Source organism: Microbacterium sp. LWH10-1.2 (assembly GCF_038397765.1).
In the GTDB taxonomy this organism is placed as follows: domain Bacteria; phylum Actinomycetota; class Actinomycetes; order Actinomycetales; family Microbacteriaceae; genus Microbacterium; species Microbacterium natoriense.
The window spans coordinates 3,822,400-3,845,981 of sequence record NZ_CP151638.1; the positions used below are offsets into that span (position 1 = coordinate 3,822,400).

The 23,582-nt window shown below is 69.6% G+C and carries 23 protein-coding genes and 1 tRNA gene; 10 read left to right on the top strand and 14 right to left on the bottom strand.

The genetic code is table 11. The features are described 5' to 3' along the window. Positions 1–24: 24 nt before the first annotated feature. The 6 genes from MRBLWH10_RS17900 to MRBLWH10_RS17925 all read right to left on the bottom strand — a co-directional run bounded on the left by MRBLWH10_RS17900 (position 25) and on the right by MRBLWH10_RS17925 (position 4,761). A complete protein-coding gene (locus MRBLWH10_RS17900) occupies positions 25–624 on the bottom strand; it encodes a PIG-L deacetylase family protein (RefSeq protein WP_341940964.1) in 600 nt (199 codons plus the stop codon). Beyond that, positions 621–1,445 (bottom strand): glycosyltransferase, encoded by an 825-nt coding sequence (locus tag MRBLWH10_RS17905; protein ID WP_341940965.1) that lies wholly within the window; start codon positions 1,443–1,445, stop codon positions 621–623. The genes MRBLWH10_RS17900 and MRBLWH10_RS17905 overlap by 4 nt, the downstream gene beginning before the upstream one ends. Continuing rightward, the gene (locus MRBLWH10_RS17910; RefSeq protein WP_341940966.1) at positions 1,438–2,502 is read right to left on the bottom strand and encodes an S-adenosylmethionine decarboxylase; all 1,065 of its coding nucleotides are present in this window, start codon (positions 2,500–2,502) and stop codon (positions 1,438–1,440) included. The genes MRBLWH10_RS17905 and MRBLWH10_RS17910 overlap by 8 nt, the downstream gene beginning before the upstream one ends. 11 nt (positions 2,503–2,513) lie before the next feature. Next, positions 2,514–4,139: a carbamoyltransferase C-terminal domain-containing protein gene (locus MRBLWH10_RS17915; protein ID WP_341940967.1), complete on the bottom strand. Its 1,626-nt coding sequence runs from the start codon at positions 4,137–4,139 to the stop codon at positions 2,514–2,516. Positions 4,140–4,207: 68 nt separating this feature from the next. Beyond that, positions 4,208–4,333, bottom strand: coding sequence for a hypothetical protein (locus tag MRBLWH10_RS17920; protein ID WP_341940968.1), 126 nt, complete (start codon positions 4,331–4,333; stop codon positions 4,208–4,210). 354 nt (positions 4,334–4,687) lie between these two features. After that, positions 4,688–4,761: transfer RNA gene (locus tag MRBLWH10_RS17925), tRNA-Gly, on the bottom strand. 329 nt (positions 4,762–5,090) lie between these two features. Between MRBLWH10_RS17925 and dcd the strand changes: the two genes are divergently transcribed. Beyond that, the gene (gene dcd / locus MRBLWH10_RS17930; RefSeq protein ID WP_341940969.1) at positions 5,091–5,696 is read left to right on the top strand and encodes a dCTP deaminase; all 606 of its coding nucleotides are present in this window, start codon (positions 5,091–5,093) and stop codon (positions 5,694–5,696) included. Beyond that, a complete protein-coding gene (locus MRBLWH10_RS17935; protein WP_341940970.1) occupies positions 5,693–6,436 on the top strand; it encodes a hypothetical protein in 744 nt (247 codons plus the stop codon). The genes dcd and MRBLWH10_RS17935 overlap by 4 nt, the downstream gene beginning before the upstream one ends. On the opposite strand, the gene MRBLWH10_RS17940 is transcribed toward MRBLWH10_RS17935, so the two are convergent. Beyond that, on the bottom strand, positions 6,415–7,302 hold the full coding sequence (locus MRBLWH10_RS17940; protein WP_341940971.1) for an alpha/beta hydrolase: 888 nt from the start codon (positions 7,300–7,302) through the stop codon (positions 6,415–6,417). The two genes, MRBLWH10_RS17935 and MRBLWH10_RS17940, sit on opposite strands and share 22 nt — an antisense overlap. A 72-nt stretch (positions 7,303–7,374) precedes the next feature. On the opposite strand from MRBLWH10_RS17940, the gene MRBLWH10_RS17945 reads away from it, so the two are divergent. Then, entirely contained in the window at positions 7,375–8,016 is a 642-nt protein-coding gene (locus MRBLWH10_RS17945) for a TetR/AcrR family transcriptional regulator (RefSeq protein ID WP_341940972.1), read from the top strand. A 202-nt stretch (positions 8,017–8,218) separates the two neighbouring features. Here the strand turns inward: MRBLWH10_RS17945 and MRBLWH10_RS17950 are convergent, their stop codons facing one another. Then, the gene (locus MRBLWH10_RS17950) at positions 8,219–9,013 is read right to left on the bottom strand and encodes a hypothetical protein (RefSeq protein WP_341940973.1); all 795 of its coding nucleotides are present in this window, start codon (positions 9,011–9,013) and stop codon (positions 8,219–8,221) included. Between the two features lie 103 nt (positions 9,014–9,116). Here MRBLWH10_RS17950 and MRBLWH10_RS17955 point away from each other — a divergent pair, with 103 nt between their 5' ends. Continuing rightward, complete coding sequence (locus MRBLWH10_RS17955; protein WP_341940974.1) at positions 9,117–9,674, top strand: MarR family winged helix-turn-helix transcriptional regulator; 558 nt, start codon at positions 9,117–9,119, stop codon at positions 9,672–9,674. A gap of 55 nt (positions 9,675–9,729) precedes the next feature. Here the strand turns inward: MRBLWH10_RS17955 and MRBLWH10_RS17960 are convergent, their stop codons facing one another. Both MRBLWH10_RS17960 and MRBLWH10_RS17965 read right to left on the bottom strand, forming a co-directional pair. Next, positions 9,730–10,038, bottom strand: coding sequence for a hypothetical protein (locus tag MRBLWH10_RS17960; RefSeq protein WP_341940975.1), 309 nt, complete (start codon positions 10,036–10,038; stop codon positions 9,730–9,732). Between the two features lie 9 nt (positions 10,039–10,047). Further along, the gene (locus tag MRBLWH10_RS17965) at positions 10,048–11,448 is read right to left on the bottom strand and encodes an MFS transporter (protein WP_341940976.1); all 1,401 of its coding nucleotides are present in this window, start codon (positions 11,446–11,448) and stop codon (positions 10,048–10,050) included. 104 nt (positions 11,449–11,552) lie between these two features. Between MRBLWH10_RS17965 and MRBLWH10_RS17970 the strand changes: the two genes are divergently transcribed. Then, entirely contained in the window at positions 11,553–12,128 is a 576-nt protein-coding gene (locus MRBLWH10_RS17970) for an ATP-dependent endonuclease (protein ID WP_341940977.1), read from the top strand. Here the strand turns inward: MRBLWH10_RS17970 and MRBLWH10_RS17975 are convergent. Then, positions 12,125–13,030, bottom strand: a complete 906-nt coding sequence (locus MRBLWH10_RS17975; protein WP_105677054.1) for an Lrp/AsnC family transcriptional regulator — start codon at positions 13,028–13,030, stop codon at positions 12,125–12,127. The two genes, MRBLWH10_RS17970 and MRBLWH10_RS17975, sit on opposite strands and share 4 nt — an antisense overlap. Positions 13,031–13,250: 220 nt before the next feature. On the opposite strand from MRBLWH10_RS17975, the gene MRBLWH10_RS17980 reads away from it, so the two are divergent. From MRBLWH10_RS17980 to speB, 4 genes are read left to right on the top strand one after another with little or no spacing between them, the layout of a single operon-like run. Continuing rightward, on the top strand, positions 13,251–14,573 hold the full coding sequence (locus tag MRBLWH10_RS17980) for an MFS transporter (RefSeq protein ID WP_105677056.1): 1,323 nt from the start codon (positions 13,251–13,253) through the stop codon (positions 14,571–14,573). After that, on the top strand, positions 14,570–16,240 hold the full coding sequence (locus tag MRBLWH10_RS17985; protein WP_341940978.1) for an amidohydrolase: 1,671 nt from the start codon (positions 14,570–14,572) through the stop codon (positions 16,238–16,240). Before MRBLWH10_RS17980 ends, MRBLWH10_RS17985 begins: the two co-directional genes overlap by 4 nt. Positions 16,241–16,254: 14 nt before the next feature. Beyond that, on the top strand, positions 16,255–17,853 hold the full coding sequence (locus tag MRBLWH10_RS17990; RefSeq protein ID WP_341940979.1) for a thiamine pyrophosphate-dependent enzyme: 1,599 nt from the start codon (positions 16,255–16,257) through the stop codon (positions 17,851–17,853). 26 nt (positions 17,854–17,879) lie between these two features. Then, positions 17,880–18,830 carry an agmatinase gene (speB, locus tag MRBLWH10_RS17995; protein WP_341940980.1) on the top strand — a complete coding sequence of 317 codons (951 nt, stop codon included), beginning with the start codon at positions 17,880–17,882 and terminating at the stop codon, positions 18,828–18,830. Between the two features lie 24 nt (positions 18,831–18,854). On the opposite strand, the gene MRBLWH10_RS18000 is transcribed toward speB, so the two are convergent. After that, positions 18,855–19,700, bottom strand: coding sequence for an RIO1 family regulatory kinase/ATPase (locus MRBLWH10_RS18000; protein ID WP_341940981.1), 846 nt, complete (start codon positions 19,698–19,700; stop codon positions 18,855–18,857). A 167-nt stretch (positions 19,701–19,867) separates the two neighbouring features. Continuing rightward, positions 19,868–20,908, bottom strand: coding sequence for a hypothetical protein (locus MRBLWH10_RS18005; protein WP_341940982.1), 1,041 nt, complete (start codon positions 20,906–20,908; stop codon positions 19,868–19,870). 129 nt (positions 20,909–21,037) lie between these two features. Here MRBLWH10_RS18005 and MRBLWH10_RS18010 point away from each other — a divergent pair, with 129 nt between their 5' ends. Next, positions 21,038–22,246, top strand: a complete 1,209-nt coding sequence (locus MRBLWH10_RS18010; RefSeq protein WP_341940983.1) for an MFS transporter — start codon at positions 21,038–21,040, stop codon at positions 22,244–22,246. Between the two features lie 316 nt (positions 22,247–22,562). Here MRBLWH10_RS18010 and MRBLWH10_RS18015 read toward each other — a convergent pair whose 3' ends face one another. Then, on the bottom strand, positions 22,563–23,480 hold the full coding sequence (locus tag MRBLWH10_RS18015) for an AraC family transcriptional regulator (RefSeq protein ID WP_341940984.1): 918 nt from the start codon (positions 23,478–23,480) through the stop codon (positions 22,563–22,565). Between the last annotated feature and the right edge of the window lie 102 nt (positions 23,481–23,582).

The window sequence follows — 23,582 nt, forward strand, 5'->3', positions numbered from 1 at the left end:
TGCCTGCGGGAAACGTTGCGCTCGTCATAGGGGCACCGCGCAGAACGCCTCGACGTATGTTCCTCGGCCCGAGGTCGAGCCCCGGTATCTGTTCAGCCCAGTTGCCCCATCTGCATAGTCGCGTCTCGCCGTCTGCGACGCGAAGTACTCGATCGCTGCGCGCTTGGTCTCGATCTCCGTCGAGATGTCTTCGAACAACAGCGGTCGTTGCATCGGCGTCCACACCTCGTAGCCGAGAACGGTGCAGGTCGACCCTGTGGAGAGCTTTGCGCTGCCCACGATCTGCGCGACCGTGGCGTGGTCGGGATCCTGTTCCTCTGGGTGCGGGATGAAGACGATCTCGGGACGCATCGTGGTGAGCCACTCTCCCACGATGTCGACGACTGCCGCATCGCGGATGAGTGGATGAGCTCGTAGAGAGGCCCAACCTGCCTCACGTGCGCCCAGAAGCCCCCACGCTCCGCGGGCTTCCTCGCGCCGCAGTTGATGCGCCTCGTCATCTGGGTCCCGCGTGAGCACGCCGACGAAGACATCAGCGCCCTGGCGCGCATACTTCGCGATCATCCCGCCGCATCCGATGGTCTCGTCGTCGGCGTGCGCAGCGATCACCAGGCGGGACTTCACTCGCGTGCCTCCTTCTGCGACTGAGGGTGATGCTCTTCCACACCCGCGGTCGCGCGGGCGTAACCGGCGGCGAACGAGATGTTGGAGACGAGTCCGTACAGGGCGTCTCTGAATCCGTATCGCTTCGCGGTCGGCATCAATCCGCGCAGCGCGCCTAACCGAGACACGGGACGGTATCCCTCGAGGTGGAGCGACACGCCTTGGCGGTGACCCTGTCCGTAGCGGAATGACGACACGAGGTCGCGCCTGATGCTCAGCGCATCGTGGAGCACGACGGCGTCGCGCAGACGCCTCACGCCGAGCCCTGCCTTCTTGGCCCGCACCGTGAGGTCGAAGTCTTCCGTCCAAGCGAGGCGGTCGTCGAAGACGTAGCCGCCGATCCGGTCGCGGATTCTGCGGTCGATGAGCAGAGGAACCTTGAACACCATGTGCGGCGAGTTGGTGTGGCGCGCGCGCACCTTCGACACCAACCGCTCAGACGAGGTGTGGTGGCGGAAGAGAGTGACCCCGCGCACGAGGTCAGCGGATCCAGCCGCTCCCTTGAACGCAGCCAATGTTCCGGGGAGAAAGACGCAGTCGCTGTCCATCATCAAGACGTGATGGGTGCCGGCGGCTTCGATTCCGCGTTCGCATGCTGCAGGCCCGCCAGCATCGGGAAGATCGAGCGTGTCTACGCCCGCTTGTGCCACGGCACGTCTCACCGGCTCCGTGGCGTCGTTGAGAACGACAAGCGGCCGCGCGCCGTCGCAGTCGAACGAGCGGAGGCATCGCGTGATACGGAGGTCGTCGCGCACCGGCACCACGACAGTGATGTCAGCCATCTGCGCCGCCCGCCGCCGCGTCGACGGCCTTCAGCAGGGACTTCACGCGTCTCTCCAGCTCGCCCAGGGAATCAGGCGCGAACAGCGGAGCGTCGATGTCTCTATCGTGAGCGGCCGCTAGGGTCGCCTCGCGGTATGTAGCGGCCGAGGGTGCCTGGAATCCTGGCTTCTTGAGCTCCCGGGCCACGCGGCTCACCGTCTCCCAGTATCCGCCGCCGACCGGGTGCCCGAGCAACACTACTGCCGAGTAGTCGTCGGAGTGCGCGCGGAGGTACGCCTCGATGCGCTCACCAGTCACGGTGCGGAACTCCTCGGTCATCGCCCGACGCTGTTCGTCAGACTGATCCTGGGCCAGGTCGACGTAGTCGTAGCTGCAGAAGAACTCGTTCAGTTGATATTCGAAAGGAACGACTCCGACGTTGGAGATGATTGCGCGATGGATACGCGGGAACTGGTCGGTGATGCCTCGCAGCTGAGAGATGAAGTGCGAGAAGTCGTAGGGTTTCGCCCAGGAGCAGGGGTGGAGTAGGAGTATGTCTTTCCCGGGTGGGGGCGCGTAGGAATCGGATGCGAAAAAGCTCTGCCAACTGATCGCTTCCGGCTCGAGGATGTAGGCCCTGCCCACCCCGCGGCGGTACTCGGCAGGAGCGAATGTCCCGAGCGGCGTCCTTGCAAGCACGTACTCGGGGAAGTGCGGGTACGGCGACACCGCCTCGGGCGTGAACTCGCGTGCGTTGCTGCGGACTTCGGTTCTGACGGCCCCCAACGACGATGCGGCGGAGGAGAGGATGCCTGTCACGTCGGCTCCCCCAGATGTGAAGATCTCGAAGACGGCTCGGCTCTCGTCAGGCCAGATGTGGAGTGAGCAGTGGGAATCGTCGAGGATTGCGACGAGTGAGCGGCCGTGACGACCGAAGTCATACTCGGTCATGAGGCGTGCGGGCGCTCCCAGTGCCTCGCAGGCGCTGCCGATGATCGACCTTGCGCCGCTGCGCGATGAGAGCGCGTGAGGATCACACCTCTCAAAGACTGAGTGGACCGTCTTGGCTGCGATCATCTTCCCAACGCTCACGATCGGTCCGATCCGGAACCCGACCGCAGTTCTGCGACCCAGCCCTCTCCGGCGATCGCGTCCAGGCCCATCATGCGGGCGCTGCGGATCGCGTCCGCCGGCGAATAGACCATGGGTTCTCCTGCTGCGTTGAACGAGGTGCATGTCACGGCTTCCGGTCCGCTCGTGGCCTTCGCAAGCCGGCGGATCACGTCTCCATAGGCGTGCTGGTCGGGACGGGCGACGTGGGGACGGGCGGTCCCGTCCACGTGAGTGACCCCGGCGAGCCCCGTGGCTTCGGGGGAAACAGTGGCCGCCATGAGCATGTACGCATTGGGTACACCAACGAACGAGCGCGTATGCTCGACGTCGGTCACGGAAGGAGCGAGAGGGCGCCACGTCTCTCTGCCTTTCAGCAGATTCACCCTGTCTCTCGTACGCGTCGATGAGGGGCGTGCGAGGATCGCTCTCGCCCCGAGGGCACGGGGGCCGATCTCGGCCCGACCGTTTACCCATCCGATGATCTGTCCTTCCGCGAGACGGAGCGCGAGGTCGTCTGCGTCAGCGTCCTTGAGGGACAGCTCTGTCCCGGCCGTGCGCGCGAAGTCGCCGGCGGAGAATGCTCGTCCCTGCAGAGCGGAAGTCGTCGATCGAATCGCTCCGTGTCTGGACGCGGCAGAGGCTGCGGCGCCGATGGCGATTCCCGTATCGCTGGCGCAGGGGGGCACGATGAGGAGCTGACCTCGTTCGGCGAGCGACGTCGCCAGCCGACCGTTGTTGGTGCAGTTCAAGGCTGTCCCCCCGGCAAGGACCACGGTTGGTGCGTCGCAGTCGCGAACGAGGTCATGGATTCTCATCTCAAGGGCGCGCTGCGCCAGGGCAGCGAGTCGAGCCCGCTCGATGAAAGTTCGAGGGTGGTCGCGCCCGTCCAGGAGGTGGGAGTGCCAGCCTCGGATCACTTCCATGAAGTCGCGTGTGAGCTCGGGTAGTTCGTCTGCAGCATCCTCTGCGGCGAGAAGGGACGCCAGACGCGCGGCGGTCTCGACGGGTACGGCTTCCGGGTCGGCATAAGAGGCGAGTCCCATGAGCTTTCCCTCTTCGCCCCAGCTGAATCCCGCGAGGGTCGTGGCCGCTTCGTAGAAGAAACCGATGGATGACTCGAATGTGAAAGAAGTCTTATATTCAAGAGTGTCGTGCTTGAATATGAATCGTCCGCCTGACGTGCTTTCCCCTGAGCCGTCGACGACCACGACATCGCACTGTACTCGACGCTCCTCGGGAGTGAAGACGATACCTGACCACGCATGCGCCTCATGATGTGCAATGAATTCGACATGGACATTGTTCCGGACTTTCAGACCACATGACCTCAGATGCGCAATTATCCGGCGCTTCTGCTCGGCGGGGTCGAGTCGGAAGGGGGAGGGGCGCCATGGGTACGCGATCACGTCGATGTCATCGGCGGCATGGCCGCCGATGTCGAGTACTTCTTTCACGGAGAGTTCAGGCTTGGCGTGGATCGCACGTTTCGACCTGGTCAGTCGTTCCTCTTCGACCGCTGCGATGAGCTCTCCGTCTCGGAGGAGAGCACTTCCGGCGTCGTGGTCAGCGCCGAAGTAGCCGTTCACGCCGAGAACGAGCATGAGTCAACGCCTTTCTTCGAGCGGGGATGAACGGCCGGTGGCCGTTCATCCCCGCGGTTGTGCTTCGATCACAGCTTCGCGAAGGAGATTCCACCGAAGAACGTCGACTCCGTGTCGTCGACGACTCGAGTGTCCTCCCACGTGAAGTCAGATTCGAACGTTGCGAGATCCTGCGCATTTTCCTGCTTTGCCATGTCACACCTCCTTACGAATTTTCGTTTATGCAACGTAACAGACAGCAGTGAGCGGATTTGTCCCCCATTTGGGGGACAAATCCGCAATGAATATTGGTACTACAGCATTCAGCGACTCCCGTTTGGGCGTTTTGTGCCGAATGGTAGGCGGTTCAGGCGGAGGGCGACAGAAGTCGCGAAACTCGTGACCGCGAGTGTGGAGCCGGGAGGGCGAGGATGCGCAACCGAGAGTCGTGTCTCCGCTCGCGCATGCGGGGAGGGAATTCTTTTCGGTGCGACGCCGCGGGCCGGGTGCACAGGGAACGAGACGACGGAGAAACCGCATCATCGCCGAATCTCACGTGAGCACTGAGGTGGAGGGGCTGACGGGAATCGAACCCGCGCTGTCTGCTTGGGAAGCAGAAGTTCTGCCATTGAACTACAGCCCCGGATCGCTCGCCGCGAAGTCGCGGGAACGGGGTACGGCCAGACTACCCGGCGCCCCGTGATTGGCAAAACGGCGCGGATGCCGTCGCCAACTGCGAGCCGTGGAGCCGCGTGGCGTGGTGGGGCTGTGAGCCGAGGGGGCGTCACGTCGACGGGGTGCGTCATGTCGACGGAGGCGCCAGAACTCCGGAGATTCGCGACCGACGGCGGGCTTTGGAGGCTGGAGAGGGCGGAGGAGGCCGAGACTCCGGAGTTCTGGCGACGGAGGCGGGGCCGAGAGGACGGCGTCATCGGTCGAGGACGTCCTGGTCCCGCCGAGTAGGCTGGTCGCGTGCTTCTCAGCGATCGCGACATCAGGGCAGAACTCGCATCCGGCCGGATCGGCCTCGAACCGCACGCGCCGGAGATGATCCAGCCGTCGAGCATCGACGTGCGGCTCGACCGCTACTTCCGCCTCTTCGACAACCACAAGTACCCCTTCATCGACCCGTCCGTCGATCAGCCGGAGCTGACGCGTCTGATCGAGGTCGCCCCTGACGAGCCGTTCATCCTGCACCCGGGGGAGTTCGCCCTCGGGGCGACGTTCGAGCAGGTCACGCTCCCCGACGACATCGCCGCACGCCTCGAAGGAAAGTCGTCCCTCGGTCGGCTGGGCCTCATCACCCACTCGACGGCGGGATTCATCGACCCGGGCTTCACCGGCCACGTGACCCTGGAGCTCGCGAACGTCGCGACCCTTCCGATCAAGCTGTGGCCGGGCATGAAGATCGGCCAGCTCTGCTTCTTCCGTCTGACCTCTCCCGCCGAGAACCCCTACGGCTCCGGCCCCTACGGCAACCGCTACCAGGGGCAGCGCGGGCCGACGGCATCCCGCTCGTTCCAGAACTTCCACCGCACGAACGTCGGGACCACCGACGTCGGGGCGCTCGGGGGATGACGGGGCTCGAGCGGCCGGAGGACGTCTACCGGCCGCCCGCAGCGCCGACGCCGCCGGTGGAGTCCGACGGCGATGAGGCCGAGGAATCGCAGGAGGTCGCCCGCGTCCGGCGGCGCAGCCGTGTGGTGGTGATCACGGTGATCGCCGCGAGCGCGACGCTGCTGCTCGGCCTGACGGTGGCGATCGTGATGCTGACCACCGGCCTGCTCAGCGCGATCGGTGATCGCGGAGGGGATGCCGACACGGAGAAGCCGGCCGTGGTCGAGCAGGAGCCCGACGAGCCGCAGCCCGTGCGCGCCGGAGCATGCGGCGAGCTGTGCGGTGCGCTGGAGTCCGAGATCGGCGTCGATGCAGGCACATGGACCGCCGAGGCCGGATGGTCGGATGCCGAGCCCGAGGTCGGGGCGACGGCCGCGGCGACCGCGGTCTTCACGTCGGACCTCGGCACCGGAACGCTCACGGTGCTGCAGTTCGACACCGACGAGCAGGCGGCGCAGGCCGTGAAGGACCTCGGGGCGCGCATCGGCGAGCCGGTGTTCCAGACCACGGTGTTCGACGACGGATCCGGCACCCGCTACGACTACGACGGCGCCCTGACCAGCCGGGTGCTGTGGCACCTCGATGCGCAGTCCACTCCGCACGAGGTCGGTCGGCTGTACCTGATCGAGGCTCCGGCCAACGACGCCGCCGACTTCTCCGAGCAGGCCGCGTACCAGCTCTACCTCGCGCTGCCGCTCTGAGTCTCCGCCGCCGCGCGACCCGCTCCCTGAAGCTGCTCGATGACCGCGTCGAGCACGGCATCCGCCCGAAGGATCCGCGTGTGCCCGAATCCCTCGGTGCGCAGCAGCCGCGAATGCCCCCGGTGTGCGGCGTGCAGACGAAGCGAATCGGCATCCGGCATCCGGCCGTCGGCGCGATCATGCACGACGAGCAGGTCGACGGAGTCCGGGAGCGGATGCCGCACGGCGTCGTATGTCTCCTCGAGCTGCCGTTCGTCGACGCCGAGGCGGTCGCGGAAACGCCGCTCCATCCGCGTCACCGCCGCGGCCGGAAGCCGGAACTCGCGCGCGAACTCCTCGACGAACGCCGCGGGGCTCGCGGCGCCGGAGACGGCGACGACCGTGTCGGTCGGCACGCTCGTGCGCGCAGCGGTCAGTGCGGCCAGGGCGCCGAAGGAGTGGCCGATGATCGCGTCGAAGCGTCCGTACACGGTCTGCAGCTGTTCGGCGGCCTCGATCCAATCGCGCATGTCGGTGCGGCGTCCGGCCGACGAGCCGTGCGCCGGAGCGTCGAAGGAGACCACGCGGAACCCTTCGGCCACAAGCTCGCGCACGAGCGGCGCGAACTGCGAGGCGCGGCCCCTCCAGCCGTGCAGCAGCAGGACGGCGCGCGCGCCCGAGCCCCACTCGTAGGCCGTGATGTCGGCGTCGTTCACGCGCAGGGTCGTGGTCTGCGCATCGGCGTGGGTCGCCGCGTCGCGGGGGTGCACGGGCATCTGCGGCGCCGTGCTGAAGAACGCGCGGTAGGCCAGATCGCCGCCCAGTGACGGGGAGACCGTGGATGCGAGGCGGATGCCGCCGGCGATGAGCTCGGACAGGGAGGGCATGGGGATCCTTCCGACGAAGAATACGAACGATCATACGTATAGTACGCGAACGATCGTTCGTATACTAGGAGCATGTCGGAGATCCTTGACGGGCGCAGGGCCCGCGGCGATGCCTCGCGGCGCGTGGTGCTCGCGAGTGCGACCGACCTCGCCTCGGTCGACGGTCTCGACGGGCTGACGATCGGCCGTCTCGCCGAGGCGTCGGGGTCGAGCAAGAGCAGCATCGCGACCCTGTTCCAGAGCAAGGAAGGGCTGCAGCTCGCGACGATCGCCGCCGCCAGGGAGATCTTCACGACGCGGATCGTGGATGCTGCGCGCACGGAGCCCCGGGGTGCACGCCGCCTCGCCCTCCTCCTGCGCAACGCGCTGAGCTACTCGCGCGACCGCGTGTTCACGGGCGGGTGCTTCTTCGCGGCCACCGCGGCCGACGTCGATTCGAAGCCGGGGCCGGTGAGCGACGCCGTACGCGCGGCGCTCGTCGACTGGTACGGCTATGTCGAGGCGCAGGTGCGGCACGCGGTCGCGGCGGGCGAGCTCGTCGTCGACGATCCCGAGGTGCTCGCGTTCGAGCTGATCGCGCTCAACGAGGAGGCGAACTCCCGTTCGCTCATGATGCGCGACGAGCGTCCGTACTCGGTCGCCGCCGCGGCGATGCGCGGACGGCTGACGGATGCCGGTGCGGATGCCGCGGTCGTGGGGCTGCTCGACCTCTGAGCCGCGCGCGGAACCGCCGCCGTCCCGTCGGAGGGGAGTTTCGTCTCGGCCGCTGCGCGTCGCGCTCAACGACCGGGATGCCCTGGTCGTCGAACGAGCGGAGCGCGTCGACACGGGGCGAGGCTCCGCGTGGGCATGGCGACGCCCCCCGTTCGACGACCGCGGGTCGCGGTGCGTGAGCGAGGGGCGTTGCTAGGCGGGGTCAGGCGTCGCGACCGCGGGAGTAGCCGGCGTCGAAGCCGCGCTCGTACGCGTGCTGCGCGGCGCGGGCCGCACGGTGGTCGCCGTGCCCGTGGTGAGGGCGGCCGTGGCCGAACTCGGGGGCGAAGCGGTGTCCGCGCCCTCCGTCGAAGCCGCGGCGGTGCTCCGCGGGGGAGTCGTGGCCGTGCTCGGCGTCGGCGCCGTGGCGGTGCGCGTGCGCGTGGCCGCAGTCGTCGCCGTGCTCGTCGCCGGGGCCGAAGCCGGGGCCGAACCCTGCGCGGAAGCCGGGGCCGAAACCGGGACCGAATCCTCCGCGGAACGGGCCGAATCCGCGACCGCGTCCGAACGGATGCCCGTGGCGACGGCCGAAGCCGCGGCCTCCGCGGCGACGGGGAAGGGGGGTGTTCTCGTCCCAGCCGAAGGCGCGGGCGATCTGCTCGAGAGTCGCGAGGGTGGTCGCGAGGTCGTCGGGGCTGACGGCATCCGTCACCGTGGCGCGGATGTTGTCGACCAGCGCTGCGAGGCGCTCCTTGGCAGCGCGGCCGTCGTCGGTGAGCGTCCAGCCGTCGGCGGTCTGCTCGACCCAGCCGCGCTCGACCAGTGCACGGACCTTGCCGGGGTGCAGCGGGCGCGGCGTGGGGACCGTGCCGTCGATCACGTTGAGCAGGCGCCAGTCGCGGCGGCTCGCTCCTTCGCGCTCGAAGGCGGTGGCGAACTCGGCCGCCATCAGGCGATCGGTCGCGGTGATCCAGTAGCCGAAGGGGCGTGGGTTCTGTGTGTTGTCAGAGGTGTTCATGGTGAAGTCCTTAGATGTCAGTGTGCATGTGCTTGTCACAGTGCATGTATATGTATGGTGACATGAGTTCTAATGCATGTCAAATCGCATGTAAAATCGAATCGTGAGCGCAGCAGAGAACGATCCGGCAGAGACCATCGCCCAGGCACTGTCGCGGCTGCGCGGCCGGCGACCCGGCGGGCGAGGCCCCGGCGGCTGGCACGGCGGACCCCACCCTGAGCACTTCGGCCACGACGACCACGAGGGCAGAGGCGGTCGCGGCGGACACCCCGGCCGCGGCGGCTTCCCCGGCCCCCCGTGGATGACCGACCCCAGCGGGCGCTTCGGCGGTCCCGCCCGGATGCGGATGCTGGAAGCGCTGGCCGCGGCATCCGCTCCGCTCAGCGTGAGCGACCTCGGCGCGGCGATCGGCGTCGATCAGCCGCGTGCCTCCCGCCTCGTGCAGCAGGGCGTCGCGCACGACCTCGTGCGCCGCGAGGCCGACCCCGACGACGCCCGGCGCACGCGCATCGCCCTGACCGATGAGGGCCGTCGCCTCGCACGGGGCATGAGGGGAGAGCGTCGCGAGGTCCTCGGCAAGGCGCTCGCCGCCTTCACCGACGATGAGCGCGCAGAGCTCGCGCGTCTGCTGAACAAACTCGCCGACAACTGGGGGCAGTGAGTCAGGCCCGCCAGGTCGGGGCTCCGGTCACCGGCCGGAGGTCGCCTCGACGGGATCAGGCGCTGGGAGGCCGGGCGTCCGGGTCATAGGCGGCGAATTCGCCGCGCACCCGATAGGGCGGGCCCAGCTCGTCCTGGATGTCATGGACCAGCGCTTCACCTTCGGCGATCCACTGTCGGCCCACGTCTGGATCAGGCCATCGGATCTCGGTGACGGGATCCAAGACCTCCTCCCAGATCTGGTTCCAGGCCTTGAGGCGGCGCCGGACGCCGATCGACAGCGGCAGCCAGCTCAGCATCATCCCGCCGCCGAACCATTCGGGGACGACGACGACGTCCCGCGAGGGGCCGTCCGGCACGGGCATGCGCCGATCCTACGAGCGGCCGGACTTGACCGGCAGCAGGAGCAGGAACCCGGCGATCAGCACGACGACGATGCCGAGGATGCCGAACGCGGTCTGCGAGGTGAGGACGATCAGCAGCGTCCACGCGCCGGACGCCATCCAGCTCGCCGCCCTGCCGGTCGTGGCGTAGAGGCCGAAGATCTCACCCTCGCGCCCCGCGGGGGTGACCCTGGCGAGGAAGGAGCGCGCTGCGGCCTGCGCCGGTCCGACGAACGCGCACAGGACGAGCCCGCCGATCCAGAACACCATCGTGCCGCCGTCGCGCAGGAAGAACACCACGAGGCCGGCGATCGTCATGGACCCCAGCGAGAGCAGGATGATGCGCTTGGGGCCGAACCGGTCGTCGAAGACGCCGGCGATGATCGTGGAGACGCCCGCGATGAGGTTCGCCGCGATGCCGAAGATCACGAGCTGCTGGAACTCGAAGCCGAAGACCCTTGAGGCGATCACGGCGCCGAACGTGAACACGCCGCTGAGTCCGTCGCGGAACACCGCGCTCGCGAGCAGGAACCAGAAGGTGTTGCGGGTCTCGGGGGAGCGGTAGAGGCCGGTCACGTCCTTCACGAGGAGGCCGTACGAGGCGAAGAAGCCCACCTTGCGCTCCGGGCGCCCCAGCGACGGCTCCGGCACGTTGAGGAAGATCGGGATGCTGAACACGATCGCCCACACCGCGCAGCCGACGGCGATCAGCCGGAACGGCAGGCCGTTGTCGGTCGACATCCCGAACCAGTCGAACGCGTCGAGCACGACCACGATCACGAGGGCGATGATGCCGCCGATGTAGCCGAAGCCCCAGCCGAGCCCGGAGATGCGGCCGATCGTCTTCTGGTTGGCGATGCCGATCAGCATCGCGTTGGAGTTCACCGCCGCGATCTCCTGGAACACGGTGCCCGCCGAGATCAGCGCCACCCCCACCCAGAACATGCTCACCTGCGGGGTCACGAACCAGAGCCCGAACATGCTGACGATGAGCGCGCCGGTGCCGATGCCGAGCCATAGCTTCTGCTTGCCCGCGGCATCCGCCCGCTGGCCGAGCACGGGGGCGAGCAGCAGGATCGCGAGCGCCGCGATGGTGCTGCCGAGTCCGAGACCCGAGGCGAGGTCGGCCTCGGCAGCCACGCGCACCGGGTCCTTCTCGCCGAGGGCGGCGATGTCGGAGGGCAGGAAGTCGGGGCCCACCAGATACAGCGCCGTGAAGATGAACGTGAGGATCACCGAGTTGAACGGCTGCGTCGCCCAGTCCCACAGCGCCCACGAGTAGACCTGCTTCTTCGGAGCAGGGGTGTCGCCGCGCAGGTCGAGGCCGATCACGCCGACGGCGCCGCTCCTCGCGGTCGCCAGGGGTTCGGCGCGCTCTTCGGGTTCGCTCATGAGGGAAGTCTGGCGGCGGCCGGTGAACGGGCGGTGACGGCGCGCCGTGCGGCAGGGCGCACTCGACCAGCGGGGTAGGGTCGACGCATGTCGAGGCGGATGCGATGACGCGAACGGTCGTGCTGTTCGAAGGGGCCAGCGACAGGCTCGCCTTCGAGGCCGCCTCGCGACGACTCGACGTCGGAGTCGACGCGCTCGACCTCGTCGACCTCGACGGGATCACCAATCTGCGCGCCGTGCTCCGCGACCTTCTCGCGCAGACGGACGACGTGCGGGTCCTCGGCCTCTACGACGCCGCGGAGGGCGCCTACGTGCGACGGGTGCTGTCGGACCTCGGGGTGCTCGACTCCACCGCAGACCCCGAGCGCGTCGGATTCTTCGGCTGCGAGCGCGATCTGGAAGACGAGGCGATCGCCGCCGCCGGCCCCGAACTCGTCGTCGAGACGCTGGACGCCCGGGGAGAGCTCGCCCGCTTCCGGGTGTTCCAGGGGCAGCCAGCGCAGCGCGAGCGCGCCGTCGAGGATCAGCTCCACCGGTTCGCGGGAACGGCGGCCGGACGCAAGGCGCGGTTCGCGGCCGACGTGATCGACGCCATCCCCCTGGATCGGATGCCGCGCCCCCTCGTCGCGCTGCTCGATGCCGCGCTCGCCGGATCACAGCGGCCATCTCCTGCGGTCTAGCGGCCCTCGACGCTGATGCGGGGGTCGCGCAGCGTGCGGGCGTAGTCCTCCTTGAGCACGGCGAGGTGCAGCCACGCCTCGATGCGGGTGACGCCGGGCAGGGCGCGCAGCCGTTCGAGGCTCGCGTAGAGGGCTCCGGCCGACGGCTCGACCAGCGTCGCGACGATGTCGAAGCGGCCGAGGGTGCGCGCGGCGAAGTCGACGCCGCGTCCGGTGCGCAGCTCCTGCACGATGGCGGTGTCGTCGTCGAGGTTCACGCCGACGCCCATCGACAGCTGCCGGTGCGCGAGGCCTCTCGCCTCCACGGCGCTGATCTTGATGACGCCGCCGTCGATCAGGCGCTGCACGCGGGTGGCGACCGCCGACGGGGAGAGCCGCACGGCCTGGCCGAGGGCGCGGAAGCTCTTGCGTCCGTCGATCTGGAGCTGCTCGATGAGGGCCTCGTCGATCGCGTCGAGGGTGATGTCGCCGTGGTACTCCGAGACGAAGAAGCCCTTGACGACGGTCGAGTAGATGATCGTGTTGATGTCGAGCACCCCGTCGAGGGCCCTGATGCGCGCGAGGAGGTCGTGCAGCTCCGCCATCGAGCCGAGGCGCACCTCGGTGACGAGGTCGTGCGCCCCGCCGACCGAGGAGACGAACACGGTCTCCGTCATGTCGCGCAGCGGCGCGGCGACGACGCCCGCCGCGCCCTCGGTGCGGATCGACACGTGCGCGAGCACGTGCTGTCCGAGGAACACCGGGTCGACGGCGGCGACGACGCGCACGGTGCGGTCGTCGAGCAGCACGCGCAGGCGCGCGGCCACGGCGGCGCGCGTCTGCGAGAGGCGGTCGGCGAGGGAGCGGATGCTGGCGCGTCCGTCCTCCTGCAGTGCGCGGATGAGATCGGCGTCGAAATCCATGGTCGTCCCGAAAGTGCTCGATTACCGGCGAACGCACGCGAGTGCGTACATGAATACAGTGCAGGATGGGCCACGCGTGTCGCAAGAGACACTTTTGCCTGTGATAGGTGACAGAACTTCAGTGAATGAGTCTTCTCGCTGGAGTTCTGACCTTGTCGAGGGGCTCAGACGCCCGTAGCATCCTTCGCTATCCGACATCTTCCGCAAAGGAGCGGGCTCCATGAACTCCACCACCACCAGGGCGCGACGCGCAGGCATCGCCGCCTTCGTCGGCACCACCATCGAGTGGTACGACTTCTACGTCTACGCGACGGCCGCGGCTCTCGTGTTCGGCCCCCTGTTCTTCCCGAGCGGCGATCCGCTCGTCGAGACCTCCCGGGCCTTCGCCACCTTCGCCGTCGCGTTCCTCGTGCGTCCGCTCGGCGGCATCATCTTCGGCCACATCGGCGACAAGTTCGGCCGCCGCGTCTCCCTCGTGATCACCCTGCTCATGATGGGCGTCGCCACGGTGCTCGTCGGCTGCCTGCCGACCTTCGCCGACATCGGCATCGCCGCCCCCATCCTGCTCATCATCCTCCGCGCCCTGCAGGGTCTCGCGGTCGGCGGCGAGTGGGGAGGTGCGGTGCTCATGAGCGTCGAGCACGCCCCCGCGGGCAAGAAGACCTTCTACGGCGGCTTCACGCAGCTCGGCAACCCGGCCGGCGCCCTGCTCGCCTCCGGCATCTTCGCGATCATGTCCCGCGGCGGCGACGACTTCATCCTCAACGGCGGCTGGCGCATCCCGTTCCTGCTGTCGATCGTGCTCGTGGGCGTCGGCTTCTGGGTGCGCTACCGCGTCGAGGAGTCCCCGGTGTTCGAGCAGAAGGTCGAGGGCCGCAAGCAGTCCATGCCCCTCGGGTTCGCGCTCCGCGCCAACTGGCTGCCGATCCTCCTCGGCATCGGCATCCTGCCCATCTCCACCGGCGGCTACTACCTCGCCACAACGTTCGCGACCGCCTACGCGACCGGCGAGCCCATCGCCATCAGCGAGCAGGTCATCCTCGACGCCATGACCATCGCCTCCTTCGTGGAGTTCGTCGTCACGCTCCCCGTGGCCTGGCTCGGCGACAAGTGGGGTCGCAAGAACATCATGTACATCGGCCTCGTGACCTCGGTGCTGACGTTCATCCCGTTCCTGCTCGTGATGCCGGGCAGGGTCGAGCCGCTGATCTTCCTGTTCGCCTCGCTGGTGCGCATCGCGATGAGCGCGACGTACGCCCCGATCGCCGCGATCCTCGCGCAGATGTTCCGTCCGCAGGCCCGCTACACCTCGATCGCGCTGTCGTACGGTGTGGGCGCGGCGATCTGGGCCGGGTTCTCTCCCTGGTTCGCCACCCAGCTCGTCGCCTGGACGGGCAGCATCTGGTCGGTCATCGCGATGTTCATCGGCATGGCCGTCATCGCCGGAGTCTGCACCAGACTCGCGCCGCAGCACTCCGACGAGGCTCCCGTCACGGCATCCTTCACCGCCCGCACCGACACGACTGCGAACCCGCTCCCATGAGAAAGCTCTCCCCCTTCGACCGCTCGGCCCAGACCGAGCCCCTCCTGATCACGGCCAGGGCGATCCACACGGCGGATGCCGTCGCCACCACAGCGTCCGCCATGCTGACCGACCGTGGACGGATCGTCGCGATCGGCACCGCGGCCGAGTGCGAGGCCGCCGCCGAGCGCGCCGGCCTCGCCCCGGAGCGGATCGACCTCGGCGATGCCGTGATCGTCCCCGGGTTCGTCGACGCGCACGCCCACCCGCTCATGTTCGGCCAGATGATGACCTGGGTGGACTGCGGACCCGACAGGGCCGGCAGCATCCCCGAGATCGTGGCGCTGCTGCGCGCGGCGGCGGCCGACGCCCCCGAGGGGCGGCCGGTGCGCGGCTACGGCTACGAGCAGCGCAACCTCGTCGAGCAGCGGCATCCGACCCGCTTCGAGCTCGACGAGGTGGCCTCCGATCGCGAGGTGTACCTCATGAACGCGTCGGGGCACGGCGGCGTCGTGAACTCGTACACGCTCGCCGCCGGCGGCATCGACCGCGACACCCCGAACCCCGCGGGTGGCGAGTTCTTCCGCGATGCGGACGGCGAGCTGACGGGCGAGCTCTCGGATGCCGCGTGCAACATCCTCACGGGCGTGCACGGCGTGAAGATCGGTCACCACGGACCGAACTTCCACCTCGCCGACGAGCCGGAGGAGCACCTGCGTCAGCTGGATGCCGCCACCCAGCGGTTCCTCGCCGGCGGCGTCACCTCGATCGGCGACTGCCAGGTCACCCGCCGCGAGTTCGACATGTACCTGCGTCTCGCCGAGGCGGGCCGCCTGGAGCTGCGCGTCTCGATGTACCTGCTGTCGCACCTGCTCGACGAGGCCCTGGAGATGGGGCTGGTCGGCCAGTTCGGCAACGCCCACCTCAGCTTCGCCGGCATCAAGTTCTACGCCGACGGCACGCTCGGCGGCTGGACCGCGTACTTCCCCGACGGCTACGTCGGAGACCCGTGCCGCACCGGACAGCTGTACCACCAGCCCGCCGCGTACGCCGAGCTCATCCGCAAGGCGCACGCCGCCGGCCTGCAGACGGCGACGCACGCGCAGTCCCCGACGGCGATCGAGATGGTCGTCTCGGCGATCGAGGCCGCGCTCGCCGAGCGCCCCGACGCCGACGCCCGGCACCGCATCGAGCACTGCGGGCTGCCCACCCCCGAGCAGATCGAGCGCATGGCCGCCTCTGGCATCCGCCCCGTCAACCAGACGCAGCACTACTTCAACTGGGGCGAGGGCGTGGAGCAGGCGATCGGCACCCCCGGCGAGCGGTTCAACCCGCTCGGCGAGTTCGAGCGCGCGGGGGTCGGCTTCACCATCTCCTCTGACGCTCCCGTGGCCGAGCCCATCCCGCTCGAGGCGATCCAGACCGCCGTCACCCGCGTGACGCGCCGCGGCCACACCCTCGGCCCCGACGACCTCCGCATCTCGGCGCTGTCGGCGCTGCGTGCCCACACCATCGAGGGCGCCATCTCGATCGGCCGCGAAGACGACCTCGGCTCGCTCGAGGTCGGCAAGTACGCCGACTTCGCCGTGCTGTCCGACGATCCGCTCGCCGTGGCCCCCGAGACGATCTCCGCGATCGTCGTCCGCGAGACCTGGGTCGACGGCACGCGCCGCCACTCGGCGGCGTGAGGGAGGATGCCATCATGACCGATCAGTACGCGGACACGGCGGGGCGGGCGGTCCTGGAGACCATCCGCGGCTACGGGGTGACGGCGGTGTTCGGCATCCCCGGCACCCACAACCTGGAGCTGTACCGCCCGCTCGCCGACCTCGGCATCCGCGCGGTGACGAACCGCCACGAGCAGGGCTCCGGCTACGGCGCCGACGGGTGGGCGCAGCAGACCGGACTCCCCGGGGTGGTCATCACGACCTCCGGGCCGGGACTGCAGAACGCCATGAGCGCGATCGGCACGGCCTTCTGCGAGTCGCGTCCGCTGCTCGTGCTCTCGCCGGGTGTGCCGCTCGGCTCCGAGTTCGCCGACGTGGGCACCCTGCACGAGACGAAGGACGCGACGGCGATGGTCGGCGCGATCGCCGAGTGGTCGCGCCGCGTCACCACGGCGGCGGAGGCGGTGGATGCCGTGCACGACGCCTTCGCGCTGTTCCGCACCGGGCGTCCCCGCCCCGTGCACATCGAGATCCCCCTCGACGTGCTGGAGGCGCCGGCCGGCGTCCCCGAGGCGCACCGGCTCCCCAGGCCGGCGCCGTCCCCTCACTCGGGAGACCCGGCCGGCGTCGCCGAGGCGGCGCGTCTGCTCGCGAGCGCGGTGACCCCGGTCATCGTCGTCGGCGGCGGATCGACGGATGCCGCGGCCGGCGTCACCGCGCTCGCCGAGCGTCTCGGCGCCCCGGTGCTGACGACCCTGAACGGCAAGGGCGTCGTCGACGAGCGGCATCCGCTGTCCCTCGGATCGAACCTGCGTCTCTCCGCGGCCCGTGCGGTCGCCGAAGACGCCGACGTGCTGCTCGTCGTCGGCTCGAAGCTGGGGGAGGCCGAGCTGTGGGCTCCCCGGCTGGAGGCACGGGGCATCGTGGTGCGCATCGACATCTCCGTCGCGCAGCTCGACAAGAACCTCGCGGCCACGGTCGGGATCGCTGGCGACGCCGCGGCGGTGGTCGACGCCCTGCTCGCGCACCTGCCCGCAGGCCTCCGCCCTCCGCGCGACCTCGCGGCCGAGCGCGCCGCGATCGACACGGAGATGCGCGACACGGCCCCCGAGACCGTCGCGCTCGCCGAGATCATCGCCGAGGCGCTGCCCGACGACGCGATCGTCGCCGGCGACTCCTCGCAGATCGTCTACATGGCGCTGGGGAGCGTGCTGCGGTCGCAGCATCCGCACTCCCTGCTCTACACGCCCACCTATGCGACCCTCGGCTACGGCCTGCCCGCCGCGATCGGCGCCCGTGTGGCCGACGGCTCCCGCCCGGCCGTCACCGTGATCGGCGACGGAGCCCTCATGTTCTGCGTCAACGAGCTCGTGACGGCGGTCGAGCAGCGTCTCGACGTCACAGTCGTGTGCGTCGACAACGGCGGCTACGCCGAGATCCGTCAGAACGAGGTCGATCGAGGGATGACCCCGATCGGCGTCGACCTCGTGCAGCCCGACTGGGCGGCCCTCGCGACCGCTTTCGGCGCGACCGGGCGCCGCGTCGAGCGCCGGGAGGACATCGCGGCGAGCATCCGCGACGCCATCGCCGACGGCGGCGTGCAGCTCGTGCACATCCCGCAGAACGCCCTCTGAACAGCATCCGACAGACAGGACCCACCATGACCGAGAACGTCGGACCCATCGACGCCTCCCAGAACCCGCGGTACTCCGGGATCGCCACCTTCGCGCGGCTTCCCCGCATCGAGGACGTGCCGCGCGCCGACATCGCCGTCGTCGGCATCCCGTTCGACTCCGGGGTGAGCTACCGCCCAGGCACCCGGTTCGGGCCGTCGCACGTGCGCGAGTCGTCCCGCCTGCTGCGGCCGTACAACCCCGCGCAGGACGTGTCGCCGTTCGCGATCGCCCAGGTGGTGGATGCCGGAGACATCCCGGTGAACCCGTTCGACATCACCGCGGCCGTGAACGAGGTGGAGAGCGCGGCGGTGGCCCTCGGCGAGCAGGTCTCGCGCATCGTCACGATCGGCGGCGACCACACGGTGGCCCTGCCGCTGCTGCGCGCCGTCGCGGCGAAGCACGGCCCCGTCGCCGTGCTGCACTTCGACGCCCACCTCGACACCTGGGACACCTACTTCGGCGCCCCGATCACGCACGGGACGCCCTTCCGCCGCGCGAGCGAGGAGGGCCTGATCGACCTCACCGCGAGCTGCCACGTCGGCACCCGCGGTCCGCTCTACTCCAAGCAGGACCTCGAGGACGACGAGCGCCTCGGCTTCTCCATCGTGTCGAGCGAGTACATCGAGGAGCACGGCGTCGAGGCCGGCATCCAGCGCATCCTGCAGCGCATCGGCGACCGTCCGCTCTACGTCTCGATCGACATCGACGTGCTCGACCCCGCGCACGCCCCCGGCACCGGCACTCCGGAGGCCGGCGGTCTCACGAGCCGCGAGCTGCTGCGCATCCTCCGTGCCCTGTCGGCGACGACCATCGTGGGAGCGGATGTGGTCGAGGTGTCGCCCGCCTACGACCACGCGCAGATGACCGGCATCGCCGCGAGCCACGTCCTGTACGAGCTGGTGACGCTGATCGCGGCGCAGCTCGCGCGCGACTGACGCGGGGCGGCGCCGGCCGTGTCCTCACACGAAGGATGCCGCGAGCAGCTCGGCGAAGAGTTCCTCGGCGTCGCAGTCCACGCGGCGCCGGGCGAACCAGTCGCAGATGTTGACGCAGTCGCGGTGCAGCAGGTCGAGGCCCTGCGGATTGGCGATGATGTCGACGATCTGCGGCAGATCGATCACCCGCACACGCTCCTCGTGCACGAGGAGGTTGTACGCCGACAGGTCGCCGTGCGCGAAGCCCGCCGCGGCGAACACCCGCATGATCTCCACGATCTGGGTGTAGAAGCCGGCGAGCTCCTCGCGTGAGGAGCGCACCTGCGCCAGCCGCGGCGCGGCCGTGCCCGACTCGTCGCCGATGAACTCCATCAGGATCTCGGTGCCGTTCACCTGGACCGGGTACGGCACGGGCGCCCCGAGCTCGTGCATCCGGCACAGGGCGTCGAACTCGGCGATCGACCAGGCGGATGCCGCGACCCCACGGCCGTGGGAGGACTTCTTGGCGAGCGCGCGGGCGTCGCGCGTGTTCTGCACGCCGCGACCCTCCGTGTACATCGCCGAGCGGTGGAAGCTGCGGGTCTCCTCGCCGCGGTACCGCTTCGCCGCGAGCAGCGTGCGCTGATCGGGGTCGTCGGGCACGGCGCGCTCCAGCAGGAACACGTCGGCCTCCTTGCCGGTCTTGAGGATGCCGAGCTCGGTGTCGAGCGCGCCGGCATCCGTCACGATCCAGGAGGGCCGCGGCAGTGGTCCGCGCTGCGTGGGGATGGTGGTCGGCCAGGTGGTCCAGCGCTGCCCGTCGCCGGGTTCGACGTCGGCGAAGGTGAGGGAGAGTTCGAGTGCGTCGAAGGACGCGAGGGGATCGGTCACTTTTGATTGCTCCGTGGTGGCCAGGAGGCCACACAGGCGGCGACCTCAGGGAAGGATGTCGGCGAGGGGCGCGACAAAGACGTTCGTCATCTTCTCGGCTCCTCTCGCTCGTTCTTCCCGGGCTCTTCCCGGTGCGCCGTCGAGCTTACCCTCGGCGGCGTCGGTTGTCACGACCGGGATGGCGGAACGAGACGCACCAGCACCCCGTCGCCTTCGCCCCCGATCGCGACGACCCAGGAATCACCGACCCGCGCGGCGGCGTTCGCCCCGCACAGGAACGGCAGCGGATGCTCGTCGCCGCCGGCGTCGGTCAGGAGCAGTGCATCCGCGCACCCCGAGCGCGCCTCGATGCTCGCGCGGGCCTCGGATGAGCCGCCGACGACCACACCCTGCTCGGCGGAGTCGCGGGCGCCTCCGCCCCACCAGAGGGCCGTCCCGTCGGCGGCGACAGCGACGTGAGGGCGCTCCGCGTTCTGCGCAGCCCGGGATCTCTCGGCGCCGTCGGGTTCGAGGACGACCCTGGCGGTGCGGGTGGCGAGGTGGACGGCGCCCGTCGCGTCGACGTCGACGTCGACGGGGGGAAGGTCGGGCGATGATCCGGGCGCATCGCTCCAGTCCAGCGGCTCGGAATGCAGCAGGGTCCGTGCGCCGTCGTCGAGAGAGACCCGCAGCACCTCGTAGCCGAGTGCGCCGTCGTCGCCCACCCGGTAGCGGATGACGATCGCCGCACCGGACTGGACCGCGACGTCGCCGAACTCGAAGTCGCCGAAGTCCGTGGGCCCGCCGGATCCGCTCGGCGCCTCGCCGGGCAGATCGCGCATGCTCATGGTCGAGGTGTCGAGAACCGCGAGCACGGGGGCGCCCTCGTCGCGCACCACGACGAGCTCGGTCGGGGAGAGCGTCGCCATCGCGGTGACCCGCGACAGGGGAGAGTCGAGCGGAGCGTTGAACCTCGCGACCGTCTCCTCCTCGGCGTCGACGTGCAGCCAGGACCCGGAGGACACGGCCCAGAAGCCGCCGTCGCCGTCGGGCGTCAGATGGGACATGCCATAGGCGATGTCGGCGCGCTCGGCGCCGAAAGGGATCGGTTCGAGGGTCCAGTCGGAGGGCCCCGGCTGCGGCGCGCACCCCGTCAGCGCCGTCGCCAGCACGGCGGCCACCGCGGCTCCCGTCAGCATCCATCCGCCGTTCCGCCGTCTCCTGTGCATGCGACCACCCTGCAGGGCCGACCTGGGAGGCTCCCGATCCCGACCGACCACGGACTGCCCCGGACGAATGGTCGGATGCCGTGGACGCGACGTCGGGCGACGGCATCCGGAGCCTGCGAAGGTGGAACCATGACGACGACCGCCCCCGTTCCCACCATCGGCTCCGCCCCCGTCGAGCGCATGCGCTACGGCGGGCTCATCGTGCTGATGCTGATGGGGTTCCTGCTGGTGACGGCGGAGTTCCTGCCCAACGGCGTCCTCACCGAGATGGCCGACGCGCTGGGGGTCACCCCGGGGCAGGCGGGGCAGACCGTGACCGTGACCGCGCTCGTCGGTCTCGTGGTGGCGCCGACCATCGGCCTCATCTTCCCTCGTCTCGATCGACGATCGCTGCTCGTGTGGATGGCGCTCGCCGCGGCCGTATCGAACCTCATCGTGGCGTTCGCGCCGAACCTCGTCATCGTGCTGGCGGCGCGGTTCCTGCTGGGCGCCGCCATCAGCGCGTTCTGGTCGATGTCGATCACGGTCGCCGCGGCCCTCGCCGGCCCCGACCGGCTCGGACGCGGGGTCATGTTCACGTCGGCCGGCGTCTCCCTGGCCACGGTCGCCGGGGTTCCGCTCGGCGTCATGCTCTCCGAGCTCGTCGACTGGCGCATGGTGTTCGGCATCGCCAGCGCGCTGATGGTGGTGCTCGCGGTCGCGCTGCGGTTCACGCTCCCCTCGGTGCCCGCGGCTCAGGCCTCCAGCATCCGCCTCCTCGTCGACACGCTGCGTCGCCCCGGCATCGGCCTCGGCATGGCCGGTCACATCTTCGTCGTGCTCGGGCACTTCCTCGCCTACACGTACGTGCGTCTCGCTCTCGAGCGCATCCCCGAGGTCGACGCCTCCACGATCGTCGTGCTCCTCGCGCTGTTCGGCCTCGGCGGCCTGGCGGGCAACATCGCCATCGGACTCGTGATCGACCGCACCTTCGCGTTCTTCGCGGTCTTCGCGCCCGTGGTGATCGCGGTCGCCGTGATCTCGATGATCGTCTTCTCGGGCTCGATCGTCGGCGTCGCGGTCGTCGTGCTCGTGTGGGGCTTCTTCTTCTCGTCCTGGCTGATCGTCGCGAACACCTGGGTCGGACACCGGATGCCGGATCGCCTCGAAGCCGGCGGCAGCCTCGTCGTCGTGGGCTTCCAGGCGGCAATCACGATCGCGGCCGGTGTGGGCGGACTCCTCGTCGACACGCTGAGCATCGAGCTCGTCTACGTGGTCGGCGCCGTGTCGCTGCTCCTCGGCGCGGTGCTCTTCGGCGCATCGAACCGGGCGCGGGCTCCACGTATCGCCGTCGCGTAGCCGCGCGCGCTGGCACGGCGTCGGAGTCTGTGACACCCTCCGTCTGCAGTCCCCCGTGAGCACAGCTTCGGAGCGGGCACGCCGAGCACAGCTTCGGAGCACGGCTGCGGGCACAGTTTCGGAGCAGGGATGCCGGCGGCGGCGTGTCGCGTCGTCCTGGCGGCGTGTCGCCTGGTCGGGTCCGAAGTTGTGCCCGGGGGAGGCCCGAAGCGCGCCGGGGGAGGTCCGAAGTTGTGCCCGGGGGGAGGCCCGAAGTGCGCCGGGGGAGGTCCGAAGTCGTGCTCGGAAGAAGCGGCTGCAGGGGCGAGGTGCGGGACTAGGCCGAGACGGGGAGGCGGGATGCCGCGCGCCAGGCGCTCGGGGTCAGGCCGGTGCGGCGGCGGAAGGCGCGGCTGAACCCCTCATCGGAGGCGTAGCCCAGCTCGCGGGAGGTCTCCGAGACGGAACGCCCCGCCTCCAGCATCCGCTTCGCCGCATCGACGCGCACCTCGGTGACGTAGTCGGCGGGGGAGCGGCCGATCGCGCTGCGGAATCGCTCTGCGAACGCGGAGCGCGACATGGCGCCGACGCCGGCGAGGCGTTCGACGGTCCACTCGCGACCGGGCTCCTCGTGGATCGCCTCGACGACGCGGTCGAGGAACGGATCCTTCGAGACCGACGGCCAGCCCTCGGGGGCGCAGCCGTTCGCCGCCCAGGCGCGGATGACCGACAGCAGCACCGTCGTCGCCATCATGCGGCAGATCAGCGGATCACCCTGGCGCACTGCGCAGGCGGCCGGGTCGGTCGGGCCCATGCTGGCGGCCAGCGCCGCAGCCGCAGGTTCGAGCACGTCGAATCCGGTGACGGTGATGTAGTCGGGCAGCACGGCGTCGAGCGTCGACGCCGAGTCGGCCCATTCCAGGTCGACGACCACCAGCGTGGTCTCGGCGTCAGCCTCGAGAGCGAGCGCGGTGCGGCCCACCGTGAGGAAGGCGTCGCCGGCCGTCAGCGCGGCGCGCGGGCCGGGGATGTCGACGGCGATGAGGTGCGAGGAGCGGTCGACGTCCAGCCGGCACCCGGAGTCCAGCGGAGGGATGCCGTGCACGGCGCCGCGGGCGATGTAGACGAGCGTCGCCGCACCCGGCGCGAGCGGAAGCAGCGCACCGGCATCCAGGATCCGGCGTCGACCGACGCCGACGCGGAGGTCGACGGCGCCGAGAACCTGCGAGAGGGCTTCGGAGTCGACGGTCACCATGCCTTCGGCAACGTCGGGGAACGCCGGGGTATTCCGCAGAGACGCGAATGTGACGGGCAGCACCTCCCGGGGGCATTCCCATCCGCGGGCAATAACGTTGAT

What these genes read in the sequence shown, in the direction of transcription:
- MRBLWH10_RS17905 (WP_341940965.1), bottom strand. Translation starts at nt 1,445, where the DNA reads ATGGCTGACATCACTGTCGTGGTGCCGGTGCGCGACGACCTCCGTATC.
- MRBLWH10_RS17910 (WP_341940966.1), bottom strand. Translation starts at nt 2,502, where the DNA reads ATGATCGCAGCCAAGACGGTCCACTCAGTCTTTGAGAGGTGTGATCCT.
- MRBLWH10_RS17915 (WP_341940967.1), bottom strand. Translation starts at nt 4,139, where the DNA reads ATGCTCGTTCTCGGCGTGAACGGCTACTTCGGCGCTGACCACGACGCC.
- MRBLWH10_RS17920 (WP_341940968.1), bottom strand. Translation starts at nt 4,333, where the DNA reads ATGGCAAAGCAGGAAAATGCGCAGGATCTCGCAACGTTCGAATCTGAC.
- MRBLWH10_RS17935 (WP_341940970.1), top strand. Translation starts at nt 5,693, where the DNA reads ATGACGGGGCTCGAGCGGCCGGAGGACGTCTACCGGCCGCCCGCAGCG.
- MRBLWH10_RS17940 (WP_341940971.1), bottom strand. Translation starts at nt 7,302, where the DNA reads ATGCCCTCCCTGTCCGAGCTCATCGCCGGCGGCATCCGCCTCGCATCC.
- MRBLWH10_RS17945 (WP_341940972.1), top strand. Translation starts at nt 7,375, where the DNA reads ATGTCGGAGATCCTTGACGGGCGCAGGGCCCGCGGCGATGCCTCGCGG.
- MRBLWH10_RS17950 (WP_341940973.1), bottom strand. Translation starts at nt 9,013, where the DNA reads ATGAACACCTCTGACAACACACAGAACCCACGCCCCTTCGGCTACTGG.
- MRBLWH10_RS17960 (WP_341940975.1), bottom strand. Translation starts at nt 10,038, where the DNA reads ATGCCCGTGCCGGACGGCCCCTCGCGGGACGTCGTCGTCGTCCCCGAA.
- MRBLWH10_RS17965 (WP_341940976.1), bottom strand. Translation starts at nt 11,448, where the DNA reads ATGAGCGAACCCGAAGAGCGCGCCGAACCCCTGGCGACCGCGAGGAGC.
- MRBLWH10_RS17970 (WP_341940977.1), top strand. Translation starts at nt 11,553, where the DNA reads ATGACGCGAACGGTCGTGCTGTTCGAAGGGGCCAGCGACAGGCTCGCC.
- MRBLWH10_RS17975 (WP_105677054.1), bottom strand. Translation starts at nt 13,030, where the DNA reads ATGGATTTCGACGCCGATCTCATCCGCGCACTGCAGGAGGACGGACGC.
- MRBLWH10_RS17980 (WP_105677056.1), top strand. Translation starts at nt 13,251, where the DNA reads ATGAACTCCACCACCACCAGGGCGCGACGCGCAGGCATCGCCGCCTTC.
- MRBLWH10_RS17985 (WP_341940978.1), top strand. Translation starts at nt 14,570, where the DNA reads ATGAGAAAGCTCTCCCCCTTCGACCGCTCGGCCCAGACCGAGCCCCTC.
- MRBLWH10_RS17990 (WP_341940979.1), top strand. Translation starts at nt 16,255, where the DNA reads ATGACCGATCAGTACGCGGACACGGCGGGGCGGGCGGTCCTGGAGACC.
- speB (WP_341940980.1), top strand. Translation starts at nt 17,880, where the DNA reads ATGACCGAGAACGTCGGACCCATCGACGCCTCCCAGAACCCGCGGTAC.
- MRBLWH10_RS18005 (WP_341940982.1), bottom strand. Translation starts at nt 20,908, where the DNA reads ATGCACAGGAGACGGCGGAACGGCGGATGGATGCTGACGGGAGCCGCG.
- MRBLWH10_RS18010 (WP_341940983.1), top strand. Translation starts at nt 21,038, where the DNA reads ATGACGACGACCGCCCCCGTTCCCACCATCGGCTCCGCCCCCGTCGAG.
- MRBLWH10_RS18015 (WP_341940984.1), bottom strand. Translation starts at nt 23,480, where the DNA reads ATGGTGACCGTCGACTCCGAAGCCCTCTCGCAGGTTCTCGGCGCCGTC.